The sequence below is a fragment of the Roseovarius autotrophicus genome (genome assembly GCF_018069895.1).
Taxonomy (GTDB): domain Bacteria; phylum Pseudomonadota; class Alphaproteobacteria; order Rhodobacterales; family Rhodobacteraceae; genus Roseovarius; species Roseovarius autotrophicus.
Genome location: NZ_JAGQDH010000006.1, coordinates 1 through 23,864 on the forward strand (window position 1 = coordinate 1; position 23,864 = coordinate 23,864).

Genomic DNA, 23,864 nt, shown 5'->3' on the forward strand with positions numbered 1-23,864 from the left:
ATGCCCTGCATCCGTGCCCAGGCGGAGACCTCACGCAGGGACATGCCCCCCGGACCATAGCCAAGACCCAGCCGCAACAGGCTCGCACCGTCGCGAACCCCACGCCGCCGTGTCAGCGCCCCAAACGTTCCCGCCGACGCATCCAGGGCGTCAACGGATCCGATCCGCGCAAGAAGCCCGGACCATTCACCATCGGAAGAAATCTCATGCCTCATCCCGATGTTGAATCACGCAAGGCTCCAAACGCCAACCCTTAAGTTAGCGCCTATGGGGCTACCCCCCCGCGCGCGCCACCGCCGCCGCCCTTATCGCGCTCAATGTGGTGCGCGGGCTGATCGCCTCGGGCGAGATCGCCAGATCGAGCACCGCAGCCGTGCCACAGGCGCGCGCGCGCTCAAAGGCCGCCGCGAAATCCGCGGTCCGCTCCACCCGTTCGCCATGGAACCCGTAGGCGCGCGCCAGCGCCGTGAAATCGGGGCTGACCATCTCGGTGCCCGAGATGCGGCCCGGATATTCGCGCTCCTGATGGGCGCGGATGGTGCCGTAGATACCGTTGTTGAGGATCAGCACCACGGGCCGCGCCCCCACCTGCGCGGCGGTGGCCAGTTCCTGACAGGTCATCTGGAAATCGCCATCGCCCGCGAAACAGACCACCAGCCGCTCGGGATGCACGACCGAGGCAGCGATGGCGGCGGGAAGGCCATATCCCATCGCCCCCGATTGCGGCGCAAGATAGCGCATCGCGCCGCCATACTTCAGGAACCGCCCCGACCAGATCGCGAAATTGCCCGCGCCATTGGTGATGATGGCATCCTCGGGCAGCACCTCGCGCAGATGCGCGCAGACGCGGCCCATATCGACGGGCGAGGGCTGATCGGGCAGATCGAATGTCGCCTCCCAGGCCGCGCGCCCCTCGGCGCACCACGCGGCCCAACCACCCGTGACCGGTCCGCCTGCGGCAAGAGCTATGGCAAAGGCGTTCGGCCCGGCATGGATACCAAGGGCAGGCTGATAGACCTTGCCGAGTTCCAGATCGGAGCCGTGCACATGGATTACCCGTTGCGCCGGTTCAGGCACCGAAAGCGCGGTGTAGCCGTCGGTCGAGGTCTCGCCGAAGCGGGCATTGACGGCGAGAATCACATCGGCGCGGGTGATGAGATCGCGCACATGGGGCGCCATGCCCACACCCGCCTCGCCGCAATAAACGGCTGAGTGGTTGTCGAAGCGGTCCTGATAGCGAAACACCGACAGCACCGGAATATCCGAGTCTTCGGCAAAGCCGCGCAAGGCCGCACGCCCCGCGTCGGACCAGTTGCAGCCGCCGTATAGAATGAGCGGGCGGCGCGCGCCTGCCAGCAGCGCGCGCGCATCGGTCAGCGTCGCAGGGTCGGGCGCGGCCTCTGCATAGCGGGCGGGACCGGTGAGCGCGGGCACCTCGGTCAACGTGGTCAGCATGTTCTCGGGCAGCGCCACCACCACCGGGCCGGGGCGCCCGACAAGGGCGGTTTTCCACGCCCGCGCGACGATTTCGGGGATGCGATCCACATCGTCGATCTCCACCGCCCATTTAGCCAGCGGACCAAAGGCGGCGCGGTAATCCACCTCCTGAAACGCCTCGCGCCCCTTCATGTCGGTGCCGACCTGACCCACGAAAAGGATCATCGGTGCGCTGTCCTGCAAGGCCGTGTGCACACCGATGGCGGCATTGGTGGCGCCGGGGCCGCGCGTCACCCAACAGATGCCGGGGCTGCCGGTCAGCTTGCCATAGGCGGCGGCCATGAAGGCGGCCCCCCCCTCCTGCCGGCACAGGACGTAATCGAGCCGCCCGCGCGTGTCGTGCAGCGCGTCGAGCACGGCAAGATAGCTTTCGCCCGGCACGCCAAACCCGTGCCGCGCCCCGAGCGCCAGAAGGCACTCCACCAGCAATTGCCCGCCATTGCGTCTGTTGCCCTTCATCGCCGCCTCCCTTGTCCAGATCGCGGCGAGCCTGCCCCCGCCCGGCGGCAATGACAAGCCCCCTACCAGCGGTCGAGCGCGGCCTCATCCTCGTCGCGCGCGGCGACCCAGCCTGCCCCGTCGCGCCCATGTTCCTTCTTCCAGAATGGCGCGCGGGATTTGAGGTAATCCATCAGGAATTCGGCAGCCTGAAAGGCATCGGCGCGGTGGCGCGACGCGGTGGCGACCATCATGATCAACTCATCGGCCCGCAGCCGCCCGAAACGGTGCAGGATCAACACATCGCCCAGTGACCAGCGCGCGCGCGCCTCCTCGGCGATCTTCGTCAGCGCGCGCCCGGTCATGCCAGGGTAATGCTCGATCTCCATTACATCGAGCCCGTCTGCCACGTCCCGCACGATGCCGGTGAAGGTGACAACCGCGCCCATGCCGGTCTGCCGCGCGGTGAATGCGCGGGCCTCCTCGCCCAGATCAAAGGGGGCCTCCTGCACGCGGATATCCACCTCTCAGCCCCCGGTCATCGGCGGAAAGAACGCCACCTCGCGCGCGCCCGCAAGCGGCGCGTCGAAATCCGTCAACTCCTGATCCACCGCCACCCGCAGCGCCGAGAGATCGGCGAAGGCCGCCGCATAGCGATCCTCGCGCGTGCGCAGTTCCTCGACCAGATCGCGCACGGTGGCGGCCTCGGTCTCCACCCGGTCCAGAGGGTGTCCGATGCGTTCGCGCACCCAGGCGAAATAAAGCACATCCATCAGCGTTCGTCCTTCAGATGGGGCAGGGCCTTCATCAGATAATCCCCCCCGGTGACAAGGGTCAGGGCAGCGGCCAGCCACAGCAGCACCACGCCGATATTGCCCGCCCAGATCATGCCCTCATATTTCCACCACAGCCCCAGAACATCCTGCTCGCGCCCGTCGAGGATATCCACCACAAGCGCCTCATCCATGCCAAACACCGACATGCCGAAATAATGCTCGAACACGCCTTGGGCAAAGAGCACCGCAATGGCGACCATCTGCGCCGTGGTCTTCCACTTGGCCAGTTGCGTGACCCGGAGTGTGCCCGCCGTATCGCCGAGAAACTCGCGCAGGCCCGAGACGAACACCTCGCGGAACAGGATCACCGTGGCGGGCAGCACCAGCCAGGGCGACATCGAGGAATAGCCCACGATCACCATCAGCGCGATCACCACCATCGCCTTGTCGGCAATGGGGTCAAGCATGGTGCCGATCTTGGTCACCTGTTTCCAGTTGCGGGCAAGATAGCCGTCGAACCAGTCGGTAATCGCGGCGCTGACAAAGAGGATGAGCGCGAACCAGTCTGCATAGGGACGGGTGAAATAGAGAAACATGACCGCAACGGCCGGCGCTGCCAGCAGCCGGAGCGTGGTCAGGATATTGGGCAAGGTCCACGTCATTGCCCTTGTTCTATCCTGTCACAGGCGCGAGGGAAAGCGCCCTTGAAAGCTAGAAATCACGCAGACGCCGCGTGGTTTCCGGGTCCATGAACCCGGCAATCGTGGCCTCGGTCTCAAGATCCATGGCGCGGCGCAGGTCGGTCATCGCGGTGGCGTTCAGAACCCGCTTCATCGCGCGCACCGCCAAGGGGGGCAGATCGCGCAGATCGGCGGGCGGGGTGCGCCCCTGCCAGAGATCGCGGAAATTCCGACCGTGCTGCGACAGTGGCGCTCTGCACCGCCCAGGCGGCGGCCTGATGCGCGCGCAGCCGGTCGGGGCTGGTAAATTCGGCTTGGGCAAGCAGGCTCATGGCTGCAATCCTCGTTCCCAGATGGTTGTGAGCGTGGCAATCGCCACCGCGCGGTCGGCAGAGACATCGACCAGCCCCGGCTCACCCGAGAGATAGAGGCTGGAAAAATAGTGATCCGTCATGCCGCCCAGCGCATAGGCGCGGCGGGTGAGTTCGGCATCGCTGAGCGTATCGCGCCCCGCCCGCGCCAGCCTGCGGCGGGTGGCGGCAACCACGGTTTCGATCCATTCCCGATTGAGCCGGTGAAACGCCGCGCGTGCCGCCGGAAAGGCATCGAGATGGTGGATGAGACATTTCATCAACCCGCGATTGGCCTCGAAAAGACGGGCATAGGCCTCGGTCGCGGGGCGCAGGCCGCGCTCGGGGCTGGTCTGGCTGGCGCGGATCATCCCGGATTGCAGAAAGGCGGCAAACCCTTGCAGCAGATCATCGAGCAGATGCGCCTGATCGGGAAAGTAGAGGTAAAAGGTGCCATTGGCGACGCCTGCCTCCTTGCAGATCGTGGCGATGGTCAAATCCTGAAGGGCGGCACGTTCCAACAGGGCGCAGGCCGCGATGCGGAGCGTCTGCGCCGTGCGGATACCCTTGGCCTCGCCCTCGACCTGTGCGGCAAGGAACGCGGGATAGCTGGTGTGATCGGCATGCGGGGGCATGGGCGGCCTTGATATGAAACTGACGTCATATTCATATTTTACCCCCGGCGTGTCAATCCGGTCTAGCGCCGCCCTGCCTAGCTGCGTTCATGAAAGAAATCATAGAGTTTCTGCGCCATCGCGTCCGATACGCCTTCGACCGCGCGCAGGTCGGCCAGATTGGCGCGGCTCACCGCCTTGGCGCTGCCGAAATGCGCCAAGAGCGCCCGCTTGCGCGCGGCCCCGATGCCCGGCACCTCATCCAGCGGCGTGGCCCCCACCGCCTTGGCGCGTTTGGCGCGATGCGTGCCGATGGCAAAGCGATGCGCCTCGTCGCGCAGACGCTGCACGAAATAGAGCACCGGATCATTATGGCGCAGCGCCATGGGATGCTTGCCCACGCGGTGAAATTCTTCCTTGCCCGCGTCACGGTCCACGCCCTTGGCGACACCGACCATCGGAATATCCTCGACCCCCATCGCGCGCATGATGCTGGCCACCGCGCTCACCTGCCCCGCTCCGCCGTCGATCAGCAAGAGACCGGGCCATTGGCCCTGACTGCGGTCGGGGTCTTCCTTCAAGAGACGCTTGAAACGGCGGGTCAGCACCTCTTTCATCATGCCGAAATCATCGCCGGGGGTGATGTCATCGCCCCGGATGTTGAACTTGCGATAGTGGTTCTTCATCATGCCTTCGGGGCCGGCCACGATCATCGCGCCCACGGCATCGGTGCCCTGAATATGGCTGTTGTCATAAACCTCGATCCGCTGCGGCGGGCCGGGCAGGTCAAACGCCTCTGCCAATCCACGCAGCAATTTGGCCGTGGTCGCGGTTTCGGCCATCTTGCGCGCCAGACTCTCGCGGGCATTGCGCATCGCGGCGTCGATCAATTCCGCCTTTTCCCCGCGCAATGGCACGCTCAGCGTCACCTTGCGGCCCAGTTTGTCGCTCAGCGCCTGCTGCATCAGATCGGCATTCTCGATCGGATGCGACAAGAGCAGGCTGCGCGGCGGTTCCTTGCTGTCGTAGAACTGACCGATAAAGGCCTCCAGCGCCTCGGCCTCTTCGACATCCACCCCGACACGGGGATAGAAATCCTGATTGCCCCAGTTCTGCCCGCCCCGGATAAAGAACACCTGCACGCAGGCCTGGCCCTGTTCCAGATGCAGCGCGATCACATCGGCCTCGTCCACGGTGCGGGGGTTGATGCCTTGGGCGGTCTGCACCTGTGTCATCGCCTTGATCCGGTCGCGCAATGCGGCGGCGCGCTCGTATTCCATCGCCTCGGCGGCGGCTGACATTTCGGCGGCAAGTTTTTCCTGAATCTCGGTCGAGCGGCCCGAGAGGTAACGCTCTGCATCGCTGACCTGTGTCGCATAATCGGCACGGCTGATCTTGCCCACACAGGGCGCGGTGCATCGCTTGATCTGGTATTGCAGGCAGGGGCGCGTGCGGCTTTCGAACATGGCATCGGTGCAGTTGCGCAACTGAAAGACGCGCAGCAACTGCGCCAGCGTGCGGTTGACGGCACCGGCACTGGCAAAGGGACCGTAATAGGCGCCCTTCTCGCGCTTGGCGCCGCGATGCTTCTTGATCATCGGGAATTCATGCGCGGTGACAAGGATGTTGGGAAAGCTCTTGTCGTCGCGCAACAGCACGTTGTAGCGCGGCTTGAGCTGCTTGATGAGGTTCTGCTCCAACAGCAGCGCCTCGGTCTCGGTCGCGGTCGTGAGGAACATCATTGACGCGGTTTCCGAGATCATCCGGGCGATGCGCGGCGTGTGGCCGGTGGGTCGGGCATAATTGGAGACGCGTGCACGCAGGTTCCGCGCCTTGCCGACATAAAGCACGCGCGATTGCGCATCGAGCATCCGGTAGACGCCCGGCGAGCCGTCGAGCGTGCGCAGGTAATCGCGGATCACCTCATGCCCGGAGCGGGCGGGGGTCTGGTCGGTCTCTGTCATCTGCGAACAGCCTGATTCCTGTCTTTTGCTGCAACGAACCAGGCCGTGGGGCAAGGGGCAAGCTGTCCACGATTTCTGTGGATAACTCTGGAGACAAATTTCAGGGAGCCGGAATTTTCCGTTGAGTCCGGCGGGCTTCGTCGATCTGCCCTTTTTTTAGGCAGTTTTGCAACCATTTGAAATTACAGGGAAAAAATATTCATGAGCAGCAGCCTCTTGAAAACATTAGCGTTTTTGTAACGCTTCCGTAACGGAACGGTGAAAGGTGCAAAACTTCTCCGGGGAGATCATGTTTTCACTCCACCCCAAGCACATCGGGCGTCTGCCAGCCAAGGTGCTGGCCACCATCGACGCAGATCAACTGCCCGGTCACGCCGGGCGCGTTCAAAAGGTAGGTGAGGGCAGCGCAAATCTCCTCCGCATCCGTCCCGCGCCCGAGAATCGTGGCCTGGCGCTGATTGGCGAAATGGGTCGCGCTCTGGCGGTGGCCTTGCAGGGCGGGGCCGGGGCCGATGGCGTTGACGCGGATGCGCGGGGCGAGCGCCTGCGCACCGGTGCGGGTCAGCGCCCAGAGGCCCATCTTGGCGATGGTATAGGTCATGAACTCCGGCGTCAGCTTGCGCACGCGCTGGTCGATCATGTTGACGACAAGGCCACGCGCGCGCGACTCGCCGCCTGCGTCGGTCTCGGGTTCGGGCATCGCGCGGGCGATTTCCTGCATGAGTACGAAGGGCGCGCGGAGGTTGCTTTCCATGTGCCGGTCCCAGCTTGTCCGCGTGGCGGCAGCAAGGTTGTCATACTCGAAAATCGAGGCGTTGTTGATCAGCGTCAGGATCGGCCCGCCAAGCGCCTGAGCCGCGCGCGCGATGAGCGGCACAACCTGCGCCTCGTCCAGAAGATCGGCGCGCAGCGTCACCGCCTGCCGCCCCATGGCGCGTATCCGGGCGGCGACGTCTTCGGCTTCGGCCTCGGCGGTGGCGTAATGCACCGCCACGTCATGCCCCTGCCGCGCGAGTTCCAGCGCCATCGCGCGCCCCAGCCGTTTACCCGCCCCGGTCACCAATGCCCGTGTCACGCCCTGCCCCCGTTCATGTCAGCACGGTCCAGACATAGCCCGCATAAGAGGCGGTCAAGACAATCCCCCAGAGCCGCCCGATATCACGCCCCAAAAACACGAATGGAATGAGGGCAAGCGAGGCGGCCAGCATCACCCAGAGATCGAATTCAAGAAACTCGGCATTCACCGGCACAGGCCCGACGAGCGCCGTCACCCCGATAATGGCCAGAAGGTTGAACATGTTCGAGCCGATCACGTTGCCGAGCGCCACATCCGCCTGTTGGCGCAGCGCCGCCATCACTGTCGTGGCCAATTCCGGCAGGGAGGTCCCGACCGCCACCAGCGTCAACCCAATCACCGCCTCGCTAACCCCGTAGCGAACAGCGAGGATCGAGGCATGGTCCACCAGAATATCCGCGCCAAGTGGCAGGCCGATGAGGCCCAGAACGAGAAAGACAACGATCTGCCACCAGGGCATGTCGGGGTCAGCGCCCTCTACCTCTTCCTCGTCATCGAGAAGGCGGGCGGCGGCGACCTCGCGGCGATGGATCAACGAGCGGTGAAAGGCATCACCGAGCATCAGAGCGAGACCACCGAGAAGCACCAGCCCCGCAATCCAGTCGAACACCCCGCGAAAGGCCAGCGCGATGAACAGAATGCTTGCCCCCAGCATCTGAAGATAAGAGCGCGTGCAGTTGCATCGGCTTGTGTGCATCACCGCGATCAACGCGGGAATCCCCAGAACCAACAGGATATTTGCGGTGTTCGAGCCTACCACGTTGCCCAGGCCAAGCGCCGGCTTGCCCACCAGAACCGCATTGACCGAGATCAGCAATTCGGGGGCCGAGGTGCCAAAGGCCACCACCGTGAGGCTGACGATCAGCGCGGGTATCCCGATGCGCAGGCTCAGGTTCACAGCCCCCTTCACCAGCGCGTCGCCCGCCAGCAACAGGATCACAAGGCCAAGCGTCACCATCAGCCATGGCATCATGGCTGTCGGCCTTTGCCACAGTCGCAGGGTCCTTTGCCGATCCGGTAGCGACCGCAGCGTTTGCATTTCGCCTCTGCCAGCCGCTTCTGTCCCGGAAAACGGAGCTTTCCGAACATCGCCAGCACCGCCATGGCCACAAGGAAGACAAAAACGATCTTCACAACCATGTCAGAGTCCGAACCGGGCGTAATGCGCCCGCGCCTCAAGCGTGCCGAGCGCATCTTCGACGATCCGCACTCCGAACCGCGACAAAAGCCCGAGCCGTCGCCCGTAGCGGACAAAGCGCACCTTGTCGCCGTATAGCTCCTTCATGCGTGGCTCCAGGTGGCCGAACCCGTCGGCTAGGCCAAGCGCGATCGCGCGCCCGCCAAGCCAGAACTCGCCAGTAAAAAGCGCCGGGTCGTCCGACAGCCGGTCGCCGCGCCGGTTTTTCACATGAGCGATGAAAGCGGTATGGATATCCTCAAGCAGCGCCTTGAGGCGCGCCACGTCTTCGGGCTTTTCAGGCAGGAAGGGATCCAGCGTGCTCTTGGACTGACCAGCCGTGTAGACCCGCCGCTCCAGTCCCTGCCTCTTGAGGAACATATCCGCGCCAAAGCCCGCCGAGATCACACCGATGGAGCCGACGATCGAAGAGGCATCGACGCGGATATCGTCGGCGGCCACCGCGAGCCAGTAGCCCCCCGAGGCCGCCACATCCTCGACAAAGGCATGCACGGGGATTTTCCTTTCCTCTGCCAGCCGGCGGATACGCGCGGCGATGAGCGCGCTTTGCACCGGCGAGCCCCCCGGCGAATTGATCACCAGCGCAACGGCCTGCGGCTTGCCGCGGCGAAAGGCACGCTCGATGACCGGCGCCAGCGTCTCGTCGCTCAGTGCCGCACGTGGCCCTGAACCGATAACCCCCGCAAGCCGGATGACGGCCACGCGCGGAGACTTTTTGAGGAAGGGGACAAGATGTCTCATGCGGCCCGATGTAGAGTGCGCCCGCGCGACAAACAAGGCGGCCTGGCGCGCAAGGTCGAAAACGGGGAAATTTCGTCACGAAACAGACCGCGCCCCCTCACCGCCCCCGGATGCGCGGGTCCAGCGCGTCTCGCAGCCCGTCGCCCATGTAGTTGATCGACAGCACCGTGAGCGAGATGCCAAGGCCGGGCCAGAATACGCGCTCGGGGTAGTCCTGAAGATACTGGACCGCATCATTCAGAAGCCGCCCCCATGTCGGGAAATCCGGCGGAAAGCCCAAGCCGAGGAAGGACAGCGCGCTTTCGGTGATGATCGCGTTGGCGATGCCAAGCGTGGCCGAGACCATGATCGGCGACATCACATTGGGCAGGATATGCCGGGTGATGAGGCCGAAATTGGTGGTGCCGATGGAGCGGGCGGCAAGGATGAATTCGCGCTCTTTCAGTGCCAGAACATCGCCGCGCACGATCCGTGCCGTGGGCATCCAGCTTGTGACACCGATGGCCACCACGATGAGGATGAAGATGCCCCGTTCCGGGCCGAACACGCCATTGAGGCTCTCGCGGAACAAGAGCACCATCACCAGCAAGAGCGGCAAGAGCGGCAGCGACAAAAACAGGTCGGTGAGCCGCATCAGCGCCCCGTCGAGGCGACGAAAGAACCCCGCCAGCACCCCCACCAGCGCCCCCAGCACCACCGCCAGCACCATCGCCGTCAGACCCACGGCAATCGAGGTCTGACCGCCCGCCATCATCCGCGCCAGCATGTCGCGGCCCAGTTGATCGGTGCCGAACGGATGCGCCCAGCTTGGCCCCTGATTGCGCGCGCGAATGTCGATGAAGGTGGCGTCATAGGGCCAGACCAGCGGGCCAAGAAACACCCCCGCGATGATCACGAACAGCACGATGCTGCCGATGAGCGCGCCGCGATGGCTGCGGAACTGGTCCCAGACATCGCGCCATTGGCTGCGCGGCGGCGCGGTGGGGCCGGTATCGGTGAGGGCGGCTATGGGGGGCGGGGTCTCAGTCATAGCGAATCCTCGGGTCGAGCACGCCATAGAGCACGTCCGCCACGATGTTGAAGAACACGATCAGAACCGCGATGATAAAGGTCACGGTCTGCACCATCGGCAGGTCATTGGCCTCGATCGCGGTGATGAGAAGCTGGCCCAGCCCGTTCACCTTGAATATCTGCTCGGTGATGATCGCCCCGCCAAAGATCGACGGCACGCCAAGGGCAATGACCGTGATCACCGGGATCATCGAATTGCGCAGCACATGGACCATGACCACGGTCCATTCCGACAGACCCTTGGCGCGGGCGGTGCGCACATAGTCCTGACCCAGATTGTCGAGCATCGAGGCGCGCATGAAGCGGCTGATCTGCGCCGTGGTTTGCAGCGCCAGCACCATCACCGGCATGACCATCTGCATCAGTTGTTTCTTGAACGTGACCCAATCCACCACCTTGAGCGTGGTGTCATAGATCGAGGGCAGCCAGCCCAGTTGCACCGAAAAGATCACGATCACCAGCACACCAGAAAAAAATGGCGGCACCGAATAGCCCACCATGGTGACGAATGTGCCGGTCTGGTCGAACACCGAATATTGCCGATAGGCGGAATAGATCCCGATGGGCAGGGCAATCAGGATGCCCACCACATAGGACATCGCCACCACCCAGAGGGTTTGCGGCATCCGCTGCACGATCACATCCATCACCGGAGAGCGGAATTGCCAGCTGAGCACGCGCTGTTGCCCCTCGGCCAGCGTGGTGCCGAACAGCCAGTCGGTCAGCATCATCGGCTCGACCACAAAGAATTGCCACATCCATTTCAGGAAGCGGATATGGGTGGGTTCCCCCAGCCCGAGCGCGAGGCGCATCTTTTCCTTGACCTCGGGCGGCACGGTCAGGGGCACCTGCGCCATCGGATCGCCGGGGGCCAGTTCCAGCAGCATGAAGATCACAAAGCTGATGAACAGCAGCGTCGGTATCGCGAGGACAAGCCGTCGGATCGTATAGGTCAGCATCTGCGGCGCCTCTTGCGGGTCGTTCTTATCGTTGTCTGACAGGCAAAGAGGCCGCCCCGGTGGTTGGTCCGGGGCGGCCGGGGATCAGATCACTTGATCCGATACCAGTCCGCGACATTCCACAACTCTGTGTCCCATGTGTTCAACGCGACCCCGCCCAGCGTGTTGGAGCGCGCCGAAACCCGGCCCCGGTGCACCAGCGGCACGATGGTGTAGCTGTCCTTGGTCAGCATGTCGTTGAGTTTCTTGGCGATCTCCGCGCGCTCTTCGAGGGCTGCGGTGCGGCCCAGTTCCCTGACCAGTTCGTCATAGGCCGGATCACAGAAGCGGTTGACGTTCTCGCCCTGCCACTGGGTTTCGGGGCGCGGGGCCTTTTCGCAGGTATAGCCCGCCAGATAGCTTTGCGGATCGGTGCCGTCGAAGTTGTTGGCATACATTTCCACATCGGCGTAGAATCTGGGGAAGGTATCCGGGCTGCCCGGATCGCTGCCGAAGAACACAGAGGCCGAGATGTTGCGCAACTCGGTCTCTACCCCGATGTCCTGCCACCACTGCTTGACCAGCGCCTGAAAGTCCTGGCGCACGGCATTGGTCGAGGTCTGATAGAGCAGCGACAGTTTCTTGCCGTCCTTCTCGCGGATGCCGCCCGCGCCGACGGTCCAGCCCGCCTCATCCAGAAGCGCCTTGGCGCCTGCGACATCCTGCACCAGACAATCGGTGTTGTCAGAGGCGAATGCCTCTGGCGCGGGCACGAGGTTGCAGGTGGGCAGGCCCGCCTTGCCATAGCCCACTTCGACCAGAAGATCGCGGTCGATGGCCATCGACAGCGCCTTGCGCACGCGGATGTCGGACAGGATCGGGTGCGGGTGCTTGGCGGTCGAACGCTCGCCCTCGGGCAGCGACGGCGACGGATCGGTGAGGTTCATCTCGATCCGTTCCACCAGCGTGCCAAAGGCCGACATGGCCACGCCCTTGCCCGCCTTCTCCATGTTGGCGATCACGTCGGGGGCAAGTTGCAGGTTCCAGGCATAGTCGAATTCGCCGGTTTCCAGCACCGCGCGCCCCGCCGCCGCGGCATCGCCGCCGCCCTTGAAGGTCATGGTGGCAAAGCGCGGTTTCGCCGGATCACGGTAATTCGGGTTGGCCGAGAGCGAGATCACGTCATTGGGCCGGAATTCATCCACCTTGAACGGGCCGGTGCCGATGGGCGAGAAATTCGCATCGGTGCATTCCTGCGCGCGCGCGCCCAGACATTCGGCGAATTGCGCAGCCTGAATGACCGGGGCCTGACCGCCCATGAAGGGCCCGTAGGGATTGGGGGTGGGCTGCGAGAAATTGACCCTGGCGGTCAGATCGTCGATCACCTCGACCGAGGACACGCCCTCGTATTTGGCAAGCTGCGCGCAACCGACCTCGGGGTGCATACAGTATTCGGCGGTGAATTTCACGTCATTGGCGGTGAAGGGCGTGCCATCCGACCAGGTGATTCCCGGTCTTATGTTCCAGGTGATCGACATCAGGTCAGCCGCCACGCCGCCATTCTCGACGGTGGGAATTTCGGTCGCCAGATAGGGCACCATCTCGCCTTTTTCGTTGTAGCGGCCCAGGGGTTCGATCACGAGGCTGGCGGCCTCCACCTCTTTGGTGCCGCCCGAAAGATAGGGGTTCATGATCGACGGCGCCTGCCAGTAGATCAGGTTCACATGGCCGTCCGCGCCGCGCTCGGCCTGCGCCACGGTGGCGAAACCGGCAAGGGCGGTCGCACCAAAAAGCAAGGGTTTCAGGGTCATTTCGTTGATTTTCCTCCGCTGTTGGACGGGCTTCGCGCCGCCTCTTGTAGGGTGTAACGGGGAATGAGGGACAACACGCGCCCCCACCGCATCCCCCGACGGTTCAAGCATCTCAGACCGGATCGCGGCAAAAAGCAAGCCCGTCCTCGCACGGCGAAAGAAAACCGCGTTTCCTTTTCGCGCGGTGTTTGACAGGCGGGCAGCTTCTGCCTAGCGTTTCAGCGATGTGACAGGGAGAATTCCATGCTCGACAGACCGCTGGCCCGGATCGAGAATCTGCGCGTCGAGTTCCAGACCCGCGACGGCCCGGTGGTGGGCGTCGAGGATGTTTCCTTTGAGGTCAACCCCGGCGAAACCGTCTGTATCGTCGGCGAGAGCGGATCGGGCAAATCCGTCTCGTCGCTGTCGCTGATGCGGCTGATTGATTACGGCGGCGGCGAGATCACGGGCGGGCGGATGCTGTTTGACCGCGCCAAGGGCGGCGAGATCGACCTTGTGAAAACCGACCAGAGCCTGATGCGCACGATCCGGGGCAATGAGATCGGCATGATCTTTCAGGAGCCGATGACCGCGCTCAACCCGGTCTTTACCGTGGGGCGGCAACTCTCGGAAGGGTTGCGCGTGCATCGCGGCATGACCAAGGCGCAGGCGCGGGCGCGCGCGCTGGACCTCTTGAAAGAGGTGCGCATCCCCGAGCCGGAGCGGCGGCTGGATCAATACCCGCACGAGCTTTCCGGTGGGATGCGGCAACGGGTGGTGATCGCCATGGCGCTGGCCTGCGCGCCGCGCCTTCTGATCGCCGACGAGCCGACAACCGCGCTTGACGTGACCATTCAGGCCGAAATCCTTGCGCTGATTGATCGGCTCAAGCGCGAGACCGGCACGGCGGTGATTTTCATCACGCATGACATGGCGGTGGTGGCGCAGATGGCCGACCGGGTGGTGGTGATGTTTCGCGGCAACAAGGTCGAGGAAGGCCCGGTCGAGCAGATTTTCGAGGCGCCCGTGCATGACTACACCAAGGCGCTTCTGGCGGCGGTGCCAAAACTGGGCGAGATGCGTGGCAAGCAATATCCCGAACCAATGCGCCTTGTCGGGTCAGACGCCCACGAAATCCGCCCCATCGTGGGCAGCGACGAGACGCTTTTGACCGTCAAGGGGCTGACCACGCGGTTCCCGGTCAAGGGCGGGTTCTTTCGCCGGACGCTGGCCAATGTCCACGCGGTCGAGGATGTCTCGTTCGAGTTGCAAAAGGGACGCACCCTCAGCCTTGTGGGCGAGAGCGGTTGCGGCAAATCCACCGCCGGGCGGTCGATCCTGCGGCTGGTAGAGCCGATGGCGGGCGCGGTGGTGCTGGATGGCGTGGACATCATGGCGCTCAGCCCCGGCGAGCTGCGCCGTGCCCGCGTCAATATGCAGATGGTGTTTCAGGATCCGTTTGCCAGCCTCAATCCGCAGATGAAGCTGGCCGCGCAGGTGGCGGAACCCTTGCGCAATTACGGGCTGGCGTCGGGGTCCGAGATCGAGGACCGCGTGGCGATGCTGTTTGACCGGGTGGAACTGCCGCGCTCTTTCCTGCGGCGGTTTCCGCATGAATTGTCGGGCGGGCAGCGGCAGCGGGTGGCGATTGCGCGCGCGCTGGCGCTCAACCCCAAACTGATCGTCTCGGATGAGGCGGTGAGCGCGCTGGACGTGAGCGTGCAGGCGCAGGTGGTCAATCTGATGATGGAATTGCAGGCCGATCTTGGCCTGAGCTACGTCTTTATCAGTCACGATATGGCCGTGGTCGAACGGGTGAGCCACGATGTCGGCGTCATGTATCTGGGCCGCATCGTCGAGCGCGGGCCGCGCGCCGCCGTCTTCGAGAACCCGCAGCACCCCTATACGCAGGCGCTGATGAAGGCCGTGCCGATCGCCGATCCGCGCCAGCGCAAGGCCGAGAAGGACCTCAATTTCAAGCCGATCCCCTCGCCCATCCACCAGGTCGGATACGAGCCGGGACCGTCAGTCTATCAAGAGGTGGGTCCGGGGCATTTCGTGCTGACCTCAGAAAGCGGCTATTGAGTGAATTTGGAGTTTGGTGATGAGGGAAATTTACTGCCCCGTGATCGATCCAGATTGGTTTAATTTTCTGGCAAGCCGTCCGGGTTCAAGTGAAGTGAATTTCTGGAAGCCAGAGGTCTCTTCAGGCGGCGTGCCGGCGTAGGTGCGGCCTGATCCAATCGAGTACGGCGCTAGGGCAATCCGACAGTTCCACGGCCAGTCCTGCCGCGAATGTCTCGAATGCAGAGCGGTTGAGGTCATTGACCCCCACGAGCACTGGCACGCCGCGCTCCAGCGCGCTGACGATCACGGGCTGAAAGCCGTGACCCTTCGCCTCCTGCTTGCCGAAGCGGTTGAGGATCATCAGGTCGGGGACAAGGGCGGTGGTGGCCAGCCCGTCCGCGACAACCATGGCCACCGCCTCGATGGCCGCGCCATCCAGACGGCATCCGGTCGAGTGACGCCCCAGTTTCTGGCTGATATTGAGCCGAGCGCCCGAGGCGAGGTCGATCAGATCCATGTCACAGGCGTGACGATCGGGCGATGTGCAGGGCTCCGGCAGAACCCCGGCAAGGCGGTGGCCCCGCACACGCAATGTGGCGGCGACGCTGCGCAGGGTGTCGTCGGCACCCCCGTGCGATCTGACATGAATGAAAGCGATGTACATGGTCGTGATCCTTGTGGAAGGTCCCTGCCGCCGGAAACGCCCCGGCGGCAGGAGATCGCTCAGACGATGGGACGCGGTTTGAGCGACATTTCGAGGAAGTTGTGTTTGTAGGCGCTCTCGCCCACCTTGCGCAGCACGCCGCGACCCAGCTTGAAGCGATAGTTTCCGGTCACCGGATCGGGCACCGCATGGCAGACCGAGTTGGCCATCGAACCGGGATAGTTGAAGGCCGCCTTGGCCACGCCGGGGCGGATTTCGTCCGAGACGATGGCCACGGCCACGAACTGTCCCGTTGTGGTCTTGATATGGCCGTTCTCCATCAGTTTGGCAAAGCTGAGATCACTTTCCTTGACGCCAATCGGCGCGCCGGTCTGGACATAGACCGTGTCGTTGAACCCCTCGACCAGATCGCCCGACTCGATGCCCTGCGGGGTGGCGTCCTCTGGGTGGATCACGATATGCGGCCAAGGCCAGCGTTTCGCCAGATAGGGCTTGCGCAGATCGTCGAAGCCCGACTGCCAGACCTCGTTGACACGGCCATTGGTGATCCAGATCTCGCCCTTCTCGGCGCGCGGCTTGATCGCCTCGTAGAAATCCGTCCAGCTGTCGTTGATCCACGGGGTCTTGAGGATATTGGCCTTACCGGTATGGCTGGCAAAAGCGTAGAGCCATTTCTGGTCCTTGGTGTCGCCCTCGACCTCGCCCCAGTCATTGGCCGGATCATGCAGGCGTCCGGTGCCGATCATCTCGCCATTCACCATGCGGATCGGGGTCTGAATGCCCGTAGTGCCCAGTTCGCGCAGCTTCTCGTGGCCCTTCTTGCCCTCTTTCCTGGCCTCCTTTACGAGCACATTGTAGCTCAGCACGCCGTTGCGGGAGAACCGCGCGGCCTCCTCGAAGACATCGTTGCTCTCGGTCCAGTCGAACCCTTCCAGCCCCATCTTCTGCGCGAATTGGCCGATGGCCCACCAATCGGGTTTGGCCTCGCCCGGCGCGTCGTTGAACTTGGCGTAAAGGCGCAGGCGACGTTCGGCATTGCAGCGGGCGAAATCCACCTCTCCCCAACCCGCTGCGGGCAAAACGATATCGGCATATTGCGTATTGAGCGGCTCCACGGGGTAGATGTTGCTGTCCACCAGCACCATGCCGCCGCTGTCCACGCGCGCCTTGAACACCTCAACCAGATGCGCGCGATCGACCGAGCGCGGCTGGTGCGGGTTGCGCATGGTCAGATCCGCCACCCGGCTTGCCAGTTCCTGACTGGCCAGCATCGCCGGGAACCAGGTGATGCCCATGGTCCACATGAAGCGCACCTTGCCATCCATCACCCAACGATCGACATTGAGCGGCTTCTTGCGCCGTCCGGGGTGCTTTTCGGGGCTGAGAAACCCCTTACCGGGACCCGCGCCCATGCCGCCGCGCTGGTGTCCGCCGCCACGGCTGATCACCTGACCGGGGCGGTTGCCCGCGCCGCAGATGAGGCCCAGTGACGCGAGCGACGCGGTGTTCATGTAGTTGTTGGACCAGTAGTTGCCCTTTTCCAGCATGAAGGACGTCTTGGGGCGGCTGCCATCCTCGCGCGGCTTGGCGATCATCTCGGCGCAGCGCAGGATATCCTCGGCCGGCAGGCCGGTGATGCGTGCGGCCTCTTCCAGTTGCGCGGCAGGTTCGTTGGCGATGAATTTCTGGAAATCCTCCCAGTCCGATTGCCAACGCCCCCAAGTGGTGCGCCATTGCCAGCCGGTGTTGCGGGTGCCTCGTCCATAGCCCGATTCCAGCTCCCACTTGTTGTTGACCCAGGTGTCGATGAAGGTCTGATCCTGCCAGCCGTTGTCGATGATGATCTTGGCCAGCGCCAGATGCAGTGCGGTGTCGGTGCCGGGGATGAGTGGCAACCAGAGGCCACCATTTTTGATCCCGTATTCCACGCCCATCGTGCGGTGGGGCGTGACAAAGATCATCGCCTTGCCAGGGTTGTCACCGCCCATCATCCACGAGGTGAAGAGCACCGTCTTGGTCTCGTAGGGATCGACCCCCGACAGGAAGGCCACATCGCATTTGCCCCAATCCTCGTAGGTGGCGGCGAAGGAGTTGAGCCCGGCATCGTCGAGGCCGGTCGCATCGGGGCCGCGCATCGGCTTGTCGTGCCAGGCATGGACAGGCGTGCCGATGGCGCGATCCACCAGTTTGCGGATGGCATAGGTATTCTCGAAATACTCATAGGAAAACGTCTTCATCCCCCAGGCGTGTTCGCCATATTTCGAGAGCACGTATTGCGAGACCTCGGCCATCACATCGGTCACAAGATCCCAGCTTACCGGGGTCAGAATGCCGCCGATGCGCACCATCGGATTTTTCAGACGGTCCTTGGTGGGCGTATCGGGGTTGTAGATCTTCTGCGCCAGCGTGCCGCCGCGCACCGAATAGTTGCCACCCGGATTGACCGCCTCGGCCTCGGCATCGGCGATGACCACGAAATGATGCGGGCGCCCATCGTGCATCCCGATATTGTGCTGACTGCGCGCGATCCAGGGGGCGCCATAGGTGGGAAAATCCACACCAAAGGCGTTCTGATCGGCTTGCGTGCCGCCCTCTCGGCCCACGGGCCAGCGATAGACCTTGTAGGAACAGGCTACGATGCAATAGCTGCATGCGGTGGTCAGGATATCCGCATCGGGGGGCGGAAGCGGGACGAATTCGCGGTTTTGAACGACGGTTTGTGCCATGTCGTTTGATCCTTTCTCAAGCGCCAGTAGGGTTGTGGCTGTAGCCGTAGAACAGCCCCATCACGCCAGTCGCGACGATATCGTCGCCGTCAATTTCCAGAACGATCTGCGGCAGGCTCTCGACCGCATGACCCGACACGATCATCCCGTGTTTGGTCAGATCGAAGGTCGAAAGGTGCAGCGGACAGGGGCCAAGCACCGAATGTTCCGAACGAAACTCGCTCTCGCCCATATAGCCGCCCATATGCGGGCAGATGGTGTTGAAGGCGACGATATTGCGCGCCTCTCCCACGCCGCCGCCCGCCTCTTCGGTCAGCATCATCAGCAGGTTCTCGATATCGTCATTGGGATAGCTGAAGGCGATGGCCCGACCCGGCTCCAGATCCGAGACCTTGCCGATCACCTTGCGGGTATAGCCTGAAGAGACCAGCTCTTGCGCCTCGCCGCCGGTGCCATAGCTGGCCAGCACGGTGATGGATGCACCGCCCAGGATCAGGAAGTTGCGGCGGTTGATCGAGCTACAGGCGTGGCCCGCTGCCTTTGTCTTGACGGATTGTGTCATTTCAGGAACTCCGACCATGTTGCGGTTTCAGGCAGTTCGGGGGCCTCGGCCAAAAGCGGCTCATCCATCGACATGGCCTCGAGAAAGGCCACAAGATCGGCCTTTTCCCCGTCGTTCAGCCCCAGCGGTTGCAGCCCGGCGGTTTGCCCCTCGCCGCCGCCCGCATCGTAGAAATCAACCACATCGGCCAGCGACCAGAGCGCGCCGTTGTGCATATAAGGTTCGGTCCAACGCAGCTCGCGCAAGCTTGGCGTGCGGAACTTGCCCTTGTCCTCTGGCCGCTTGGTCACATGGTAGAGGCCCAGATCGTCCGCGCCCGCGCGATAGACATCCTCAGGCACGCCCTTCTGGTATAGCTCCCACCGCAGCGTGATCTGATAGAGCGGTTCCTGCTCGAATTCCGCCGCTGCTGGCACGCCGATATTGTAGAATTTCTGATCCGAGGCGAGCGCGCCGTTGTGGCACGAGATGCAGCCCGCCTTGCCGTTGTAGATATCCATGCCACGCTTGGCCGCGTCGCTCATCGCGTCCGTGTCGCCCGCAAGATAGCGGTCAAAGGGCACCTTGGTGGCATCCGTCACGATGGTGCGCTGATAGGCGGCGATGGCGTCCCAGGCATGGGCGAGGTTGGGCCAATCGGTGCCGAACACGGCCTTGAACTCTCGCACATAATCGGGAACGAAGCGCAGGCGCATCTCCATCATCGAGCCGTCGCCATTGCCTGCGACCGCGCCACCGGCGGCGGCGGGGGCCTGTGCCTCCAGCGATGTGGAATTGCCCTCCCAAAAGAGCTTGTTGTAATAAGCGGCGTTCAGGATCGTCTGGCTGTTGCGCCAGTGCTGCGTGCCGGGATAGCCAAAGCTGATGGCCCCGCCGGTGCCCCAGCCCAGATCGGGCAGGTGACAGGCCGAGCACGGCATCGCGCCATTGCCCGACAGCCGCCCGTCCCAGAAGAGCTTTTCGCCCAAGGCCACCTTTTCCGGCGTCATCGGATTGTCATCGGGAATGGGTGGCGGGGACAGGCTGGCAAGCGGCGGTATGCTCTCTGCCAGTGCAGGCAGGCTCAGCAACGCCGTGAGCGCCGCGCTGCTCAGGATAGGTGTGATGTGACGTGTCATTTCTCGAACCTCCTCAATTCTTGCCGACGTCGCGCAGATCGTAATCCGGCAAGTCAGGTGGGGTTATGACGGGCGCGTCGCCGGTAAGACTTTCGAGAAACGCGACAATATCCGCCGACTCCTCGGGGCTGAGCCCAAGCGGCGCGATCCGGTCGTTGCCCGCGTTGTAGAAGGCCACGACCTCGGCCAATGTCTCGAACACGCCGGAATGCATGTAGGGCGCCGTCTGGCCCACATCCCAGAGCGAGGGCGTGGTGAACTTGCCGATATCGCCCTCGTCCTTGGTCACGACATACTGGCCCACATCCGCGCGCAGGTTCATGTAATTGGGGGTGCCCATGCTCGCGTAATGCCTCAGCAAAGTGATCTGGCGCACGGCGGTGGCGTTGTCGGGGGCGGGGGCCGCATGACCCGCATGGCCTGCTGCCTGACCCGGCGCATCCCCCAGAAGTTCCGGGTGATCGGGCACGCCCATCGCGTGCAACCCGCCATCCGACAGCATCGCGCCCCCATGGCAGGACGCACAGCCCGCCTTGCCCTCGAAAAGTGCCAGCCCCCGCTTGGCGGCGTCCGAAATCGCATCCTCTTGCCCGCGCAAATAGGCGTCAAACGGTGCGTTCTCGGTGCGGATGGTCTTGAGGAACTCGCCGATTGCGCCGTAAATGCGCCCGCCATAGGGTTCTGCCCCATAGGCAGCCTCGAACATCTCCATGTATTGCGGCACCTGTTTCAGCCGTTCTTGGGCAAGGCGGCTGTCCATGTTCATGGTGTGCGATTCCGTCAGCATGTCGCGCACGACGGTGCCAAGGTCCGATCCGTCAAGACGCCCGTCCCACATGAAGAAGTTGCGGTTGGCCACGTTGAAAAGGCCCGGCGCGTTGCGGAAATACAAAAGATCGCCATAGGCATGCGACATCGGCTCGCCCGTGCCCCAACCCTTTTCGGGATCGTGGCAGGAGGCGCAGGAATGGCCCGTGTCGCCTGACAGGCGCGCGTCAAAGAACAGCATCTTGCCCAGGTCTGCGCGCGCGGCGTTGATCTCTTTCGCCTCAGGCAGGGGGGCAAGCGGCACGGCCTCCTGCGCGCCGGCCATCGGTGCGGCGAGGGACAATGCCAAGGCGGAAATCCCGGCGGCAAGCGCCGCGCGCCGCGATGGTCTTGGTGATCGTGTCATCTGATCCTCCGGTCCTGTGTTGTGCCGGACCGCGCCATGGCCGTTTCAAACGGCCAGAGCGCGCCCTTGGCTTTGGTCAGAGGTTAGGGCCATGCACCCGCACGGTTGTTGCGGGTCTTGTGACGAGATGTGAAAAGTTGTGACGAAATGTGACGGCCTGATCCGGCAAGCTCAGGCGGCCCGGCGCGCATCCAGCATGCGCCGCACATGGCGCGCCAGATCTACCGGATCGAGCGGTTTGGCCAACACTTCGGTCGCCCCCCCCGGAAGTGCAACCGCTGTGGGATTGAACCCGGTGCAGAAGATCACCGGCAGATCGGGGCGCAAATTGCGCATCGCGCGCGCCATCTCGATCCCGTTCATGTCGGGCATGACCACGTCCGAGATCAACAGGCTGTGCCGGAATGGCGCCTTCCCGAACCGCTCCAGCGCGATGCGCGGCGAGGTATAGGCCTCGACCTGATAGCCCATCCGCATGAGCGACCGGCGCAATGTTGCCGCCACCTCGGTCTGATCGTCAACGATCATCAGGCTCTCGTGACCTCGTTCAGGCACGGGCGCGATGGCCTTTTGCCGCATATCGGCAGCGGCGCCAGGCAACAGAAGGCAAAACAGCGTGCCCTTGCCCGGTTTTGTCTCGACCATGATCCGCCCGCCCATGTCTTGCACCAGCCCCTGCACCACCGACAGGCCCAGGCCGGTGCCCTTGCCAAGCGGCTTGGTCGTGTAAAAGGCATCGAAAATGCGCGTGGCGGTGTCCTCGGACATGCCCGGCCCGTCATCCTCGACCACCAGTTCCACCCAGCCCTCGGCGCGCACGGGCAGGCCTTCGGGTGCGTCGGCAAGCGCGCGCGCGGCAATGCGGATACGCCCCGTGGCATCGCCGATAGCCTCGGCGGCATTGGCCGTGAGGTTCATCAGTATCTGATGCAGATGGGTTGGGTCGGCCAGCACTGTGACGGGCGCGCAGTCGCGCACCCCCTCGATCCGGATCGTTGGCGGGATGGCAGCGCGCATCAGGCGGTTGACCTCGGAAATGGCAGTGCAAAGGTCGGTCGGCTCCGGTGTCCCCGGCTCCCTGCGCGCAAATCCCAGAAGTTGCCGCACCAGCGCCTGTGCCCGGCGTGCGGCGATGTCGATCTGCTCCACCTCTTCGGCCAGGTCGCTGCCCGGCTCGGCATCGAGTGACGCCAGATGCGCCGACCCGAGGATGGATGTCAGGATATTGTTGAAATCATGCGCGATCCCGCCTGCCAGAAGGCCCACCGCTTCGATCTTTTGCGCGCGCGCCACCTGTTCGCGGGCCTGACGCTTTTCGGTGATATCCTCGCCGATGCCCAGATAGCTGTGGATCGTCCCCTCCTCGGCGCGCAGCGGCAGGATCGTGCTATCGACCCAGTAGCTTCGGCCCGCCCGGTCGAGAGTGCGCAGCACCCCGCGCCAGACCGCCCCCCGCTCCAGCGTGCCGCGCAGATCGGCATAGGTCTCCTCGGGCACCTCGCCCGATTGCAGGAACTTCGGCGTGCGCCCGACGATCTCGTCGCGCGACCAGCCGGACAAGTCCTCGAACCGCCGGTTGGCATATTGGATGCGGCCATGCGTATCGGTGATGAGGATCGTGGCCGGGCTTTGCTCAACCGCCTGCGCCAGACGCTGTTCGGAGCGTTGCAGCGCGCGGCGGCGCTCCAGCTCTGCGGTCAACCTTGCGTTAGCAGCGCGCATGTCGCGGATGAATAGGGAGATCAGAACCGCGATGCTCAGTGCCGCCGCCACCAACAGAACCATCGCCAGAAAGCCGTAGCCGATCAGCGTCTCGCCCCGCGTAACCGCGACGATGATACGCGCTGTGCTGCGCGCGCGGCTGTCCATCCAAAGCATTTCCAGATTGCGCAGCGCGAGAATCGCCTCGGTATCATCGACCTTGACCAGACGATCAGTGCGCTCGGCTGGCCAGTTGGTCGCCACGGCGCGATCCGCGATCTCGATCTTCGCACGATATTCTTCAATGGTTTGCTTGATCGACTCCAACGCGCGCCGCTCGCTCTCAGGCAAAGGGTCGGAAAGGTAGCTGGCCATGACCGCATCGAACTGCGTCAACTGATCCATCATCCGCGCACGATAGCTCTCGTCCTTGCGGATAACATAGTTCTTGAAATTGTGAATGATCCCGCCATAGCCAAGATAGCCGCGCAGCGAACTGATCCAGACGCCTTTCTTCTCGGGATCCTCGGCGTAATCTGTCCAGCTCTCCGCGATATCGGTGAATTGCGCGCGGGTCTGCGCACCGAGGTAAAGGCCGGTCGCGACTGTTACCAGCACCAGGAGCGCAGCAGCCATCGCAAGCGTGTAGGTGCGTTTGATCGAGGTCATATCGGGCCTTTCGGACACCCGCTACAATCACGCCATTGCCATGCCGTGGCA

General features: G+C 63.6%; 21 protein-coding genes and 1 pseudogene. 1 reads left to right on the forward strand and 21 read right to left on the reverse strand.

Annotated features, from left to right (window positions below; translation table 11 throughout):
- The 15 genes and pseudogenes from KAK09_RS08635 to KAK09_RS08705 form a co-directional block, all read right to left on the reverse strand.
- Window positions 1-215 (reverse strand): annotated as a pseudogene (locus tag KAK09_RS08635) (hypothetical protein); the annotation flags it as partial.
- Between the two features lie 58 nt (window positions 216-273).
- Window positions 274-1,956, reverse strand: coding sequence for a thiamine pyrophosphate-dependent enzyme (locus tag KAK09_RS08640; RefSeq protein WP_210878538.1), 1,683 nt, complete (start codon window positions 1,954-1,956; stop codon window positions 274-276).
- A gap of 62 nt (window positions 1,957-2,018) precedes the next feature.
- A complete protein-coding gene (locus KAK09_RS08645) occupies window positions 2,019-2,459 on the reverse strand; it encodes a molybdenum cofactor biosynthesis protein MoaE (protein WP_210878539.1) in 441 nt (146 codons plus the stop codon).
- Window positions 2,460-2,462: 3 nt separating this feature from the next.
- Window positions 2,463-2,708 (reverse strand): molybdopterin converting factor subunit 1, encoded by a 246-nt coding sequence (moaD, locus tag KAK09_RS08650; RefSeq protein WP_210878540.1) that lies wholly within the window; start codon window positions 2,706-2,708, stop codon window positions 2,463-2,465.
- Window positions 2,708-3,373, reverse strand: coding sequence for a CDP-diacylglycerol--glycerol-3-phosphate 3-phosphatidyltransferase (gene pgsA, locus KAK09_RS08655; RefSeq protein WP_210878541.1), 666 nt, complete (start codon window positions 3,371-3,373; stop codon window positions 2,708-2,710). The genes moaD and pgsA overlap by 1 nt, the downstream gene beginning before the upstream one ends.
- Window positions 3,374-3,422: 49 nt before the next feature.
- Entirely contained in the window at window positions 3,423-3,713 is a 291-nt protein-coding gene (locus tag KAK09_RS18700; protein ID WP_247651139.1) for a hypothetical protein, read from the reverse strand.
- A gap of 6 nt (window positions 3,714-3,719) precedes the next feature.
- On the reverse strand, window positions 3,720-4,376 hold the full coding sequence (locus KAK09_RS08665) for a TetR/AcrR family transcriptional regulator (protein ID WP_210878542.1): 657 nt from the start codon (window positions 4,374-4,376) through the stop codon (window positions 3,720-3,722).
- Between the two features lie 77 nt (window positions 4,377-4,453).
- On the reverse strand, window positions 4,454-6,319 hold the full coding sequence (uvrC, locus tag KAK09_RS08670) for an excinuclease ABC subunit UvrC (RefSeq protein WP_210878543.1): 1,866 nt from the start codon (window positions 6,317-6,319) through the stop codon (window positions 4,454-4,456).
- A 295-nt stretch (window positions 6,320-6,614) separates the two neighbouring features.
- Window positions 6,615-7,394, reverse strand: a complete 780-nt coding sequence (locus KAK09_RS08675) for an SDR family oxidoreductase (RefSeq protein WP_210878544.1) — start codon at window positions 7,392-7,394, stop codon at window positions 6,615-6,617.
- A 13-nt stretch (window positions 7,395-7,407) separates the two neighbouring features.
- A complete protein-coding gene (locus KAK09_RS08680; RefSeq protein WP_210878545.1) occupies window positions 7,408-8,367 on the reverse strand; it encodes a calcium/sodium antiporter in 960 nt (319 codons plus the stop codon).
- The gene (locus KAK09_RS08685; protein ID WP_210878546.1) at window positions 8,364-8,534 is read right to left on the reverse strand and encodes a hypothetical protein; all 171 of its coding nucleotides are present in this window, start codon (window positions 8,532-8,534) and stop codon (window positions 8,364-8,366) included. The genes KAK09_RS08680 and KAK09_RS08685 overlap by 4 nt, the downstream gene beginning before the upstream one ends.
- 1 nt (window position 8,535) lies before the next feature.
- Complete coding sequence (locus tag KAK09_RS08690; protein ID WP_210878547.1) at window positions 8,536-9,333, reverse strand: S49 family peptidase; 798 nt, start codon at window positions 9,331-9,333, stop codon at window positions 8,536-8,538.
- Between the two features lie 97 nt (window positions 9,334-9,430).
- Entirely contained in the window at window positions 9,431-10,363 is a 933-nt protein-coding gene (locus KAK09_RS08695) for an ABC transporter permease (protein WP_210878548.1), read from the reverse strand.
- Window positions 10,356-11,363 carry an ABC transporter permease gene (locus KAK09_RS08700; protein ID WP_210878549.1) on the reverse strand — a complete coding sequence of 336 codons (1,008 nt, stop codon included), beginning with the start codon at window positions 11,361-11,363 and terminating at the stop codon, window positions 10,356-10,358. The genes KAK09_RS08695 and KAK09_RS08700 overlap by 8 nt, the downstream gene beginning before the upstream one ends.
- An 89-nt stretch (window positions 11,364-11,452) precedes the next feature.
- Window positions 11,453-13,153 (reverse strand): peptide ABC transporter substrate-binding protein, encoded by a 1,701-nt coding sequence (locus KAK09_RS08705; RefSeq protein ID WP_210878550.1) that lies wholly within the window; start codon window positions 13,151-13,153, stop codon window positions 11,453-11,455.
- Window positions 13,154-13,396: 243 nt separating this feature from the next.
- Here KAK09_RS08705 and KAK09_RS08710 point away from each other — a divergent pair, with 243 nt between their 5' ends.
- Window positions 13,397-15,217: an ABC transporter ATP-binding protein gene (locus KAK09_RS08710; RefSeq protein ID WP_210878551.1), complete on the forward strand. Its 1,821-nt coding sequence runs from the start codon at window positions 13,397-13,399 to the stop codon at window positions 15,215-15,217.
- 121 nt (window positions 15,218-15,338) lie between these two features.
- Here the strand turns inward: KAK09_RS08710 and KAK09_RS08715 are convergent, their stop codons facing one another.
- The 6 genes from KAK09_RS08715 to KAK09_RS08740 form a co-directional block, all read right to left on the reverse strand.
- The gene (locus KAK09_RS08715; protein WP_210878552.1) at window positions 15,339-15,863 is read right to left on the reverse strand and encodes a DUF2478 domain-containing protein; all 525 of its coding nucleotides are present in this window, start codon (window positions 15,861-15,863) and stop codon (window positions 15,339-15,341) included.
- 59 nt (window positions 15,864-15,922) lie between these two features.
- Window positions 15,923-18,589, reverse strand: a complete 2,667-nt coding sequence (locus KAK09_RS08720; protein ID WP_210878553.1) for an arsenate reductase (azurin) large subunit — start codon at window positions 18,587-18,589, stop codon at window positions 15,923-15,925.
- 16 nt (window positions 18,590-18,605) lie between these two features.
- Window positions 18,606-19,151 (reverse strand): Rieske 2Fe-2S domain-containing protein, encoded by a 546-nt coding sequence (locus tag KAK09_RS08725; RefSeq protein WP_210878554.1) that lies wholly within the window; start codon window positions 19,149-19,151, stop codon window positions 18,606-18,608.
- Window positions 19,148-20,269 (reverse strand): cytochrome-c peroxidase, encoded by a 1,122-nt coding sequence (locus KAK09_RS08730; protein ID WP_210878555.1) that lies wholly within the window; start codon window positions 20,267-20,269, stop codon window positions 19,148-19,150. The genes KAK09_RS08725 and KAK09_RS08730 overlap by 4 nt, the downstream gene beginning before the upstream one ends.
- A 13-nt stretch (window positions 20,270-20,282) precedes the next feature.
- Complete coding sequence (locus KAK09_RS08735) at window positions 20,283-21,443, reverse strand: cytochrome-c peroxidase (RefSeq protein ID WP_210878556.1); 1,161 nt, start codon at window positions 21,441-21,443, stop codon at window positions 20,283-20,285.
- 171 nt (window positions 21,444-21,614) lie between these two features.
- Complete coding sequence (locus KAK09_RS08740) at window positions 21,615-23,813, reverse strand: hybrid sensor histidine kinase/response regulator (protein WP_210878557.1); 2,199 nt, start codon at window positions 23,811-23,813, stop codon at window positions 21,615-21,617.
- Window positions 23,814-23,864: the final 51 nt, after the last annotated feature.

Bases quoted from the DNA above. Each gene is read 5' to 3' on its own strand.
- pgsA (WP_210878541.1), bottom strand. From the start codon at position 3,373: ATGACGTGGACCTTGCCCAATATCCTGACCACGCTCCGGCTGCTGGCA.
- KAK09_RS08725 (WP_210878554.1), bottom strand. From the start codon at position 19,151: ATGACACAATCCGTCAAGACAAAGGCAGCGGGCCACGCCTGTAGCTCG.
- KAK09_RS08710 (WP_210878551.1), top strand. From the start codon at position 13,397: ATGCTCGACAGACCGCTGGCCCGGATCGAGAATCTGCGCGTCGAGTTC.
- KAK09_RS08690 (WP_210878547.1), bottom strand. From the start codon at position 9,333: ATGAGACATCTTGTCCCCTTCCTCAAAAAGTCTCCGCGCGTGGCCGTC.
- KAK09_RS08700 (WP_210878549.1), bottom strand. From the start codon at position 11,363: ATGCTGACCTATACGATCCGACGGCTTGTCCTCGCGATACCGACGCTG.
- KAK09_RS08680 (WP_210878545.1), bottom strand. From the start codon at position 8,367: ATGATGCCATGGCTGATGGTGACGCTTGGCCTTGTGATCCTGTTGCTG.
- KAK09_RS08695 (WP_210878548.1), bottom strand. From the start codon at position 10,363: ATGACTGAGACCCCGCCCCCCATAGCCGCCCTCACCGATACCGGCCCC.
- KAK09_RS08730 (WP_210878555.1), bottom strand. From the start codon at position 20,269: ATGACACGTCACATCACACCTATCCTGAGCAGCGCGGCGCTCACGGCG.
- uvrC (WP_210878543.1), bottom strand. From the start codon at position 6,319: ATGACAGAGACCGACCAGACCCCCGCCCGCTCCGGGCATGAGGTGATC.
- KAK09_RS08735 (WP_210878556.1), bottom strand. From the start codon at position 21,443: ATGACACGATCACCAAGACCATCGCGGCGCGCGGCGCTTGCCGCCGGG.
- KAK09_RS08715 (WP_210878552.1), bottom strand. From the start codon at position 15,863: ATGTACATCGCTTTCATTCATGTCAGATCGCACGGGGGTGCCGACGAC.
- KAK09_RS08740 (WP_210878557.1), bottom strand. From the start codon at position 23,813: ATGACCTCGATCAAACGCACCTACACGCTTGCGATGGCTGCTGCGCTC.
- moaD (WP_210878540.1), bottom strand. From the start codon at position 2,708: ATGGATGTGCTTTATTTCGCCTGGGTGCGCGAACGCATCGGACACCCT.
- KAK09_RS08665 (WP_210878542.1), bottom strand. From the start codon at position 4,376: ATGCCCCCGCATGCCGATCACACCAGCTATCCCGCGTTCCTTGCCGCA.
- KAK09_RS08705 (WP_210878550.1), bottom strand. From the start codon at position 13,153: ATGACCCTGAAACCCTTGCTTTTTGGTGCGACCGCCCTTGCCGGTTTC.
- KAK09_RS08685 (WP_210878546.1), bottom strand. From the start codon at position 8,534: ATGGTTGTGAAGATCGTTTTTGTCTTCCTTGTGGCCATGGCGGTGCTG.
- KAK09_RS08640 (WP_210878538.1), bottom strand. From the start codon at position 1,956: ATGAAGGGCAACAGACGCAATGGCGGGCAATTGCTGGTGGAGTGCCTT.
- KAK09_RS08720 (WP_210878553.1), bottom strand. From the start codon at position 18,589: ATGGCACAAACCGTCGTTCAAAACCGCGAATTCGTCCCGCTTCCGCCC.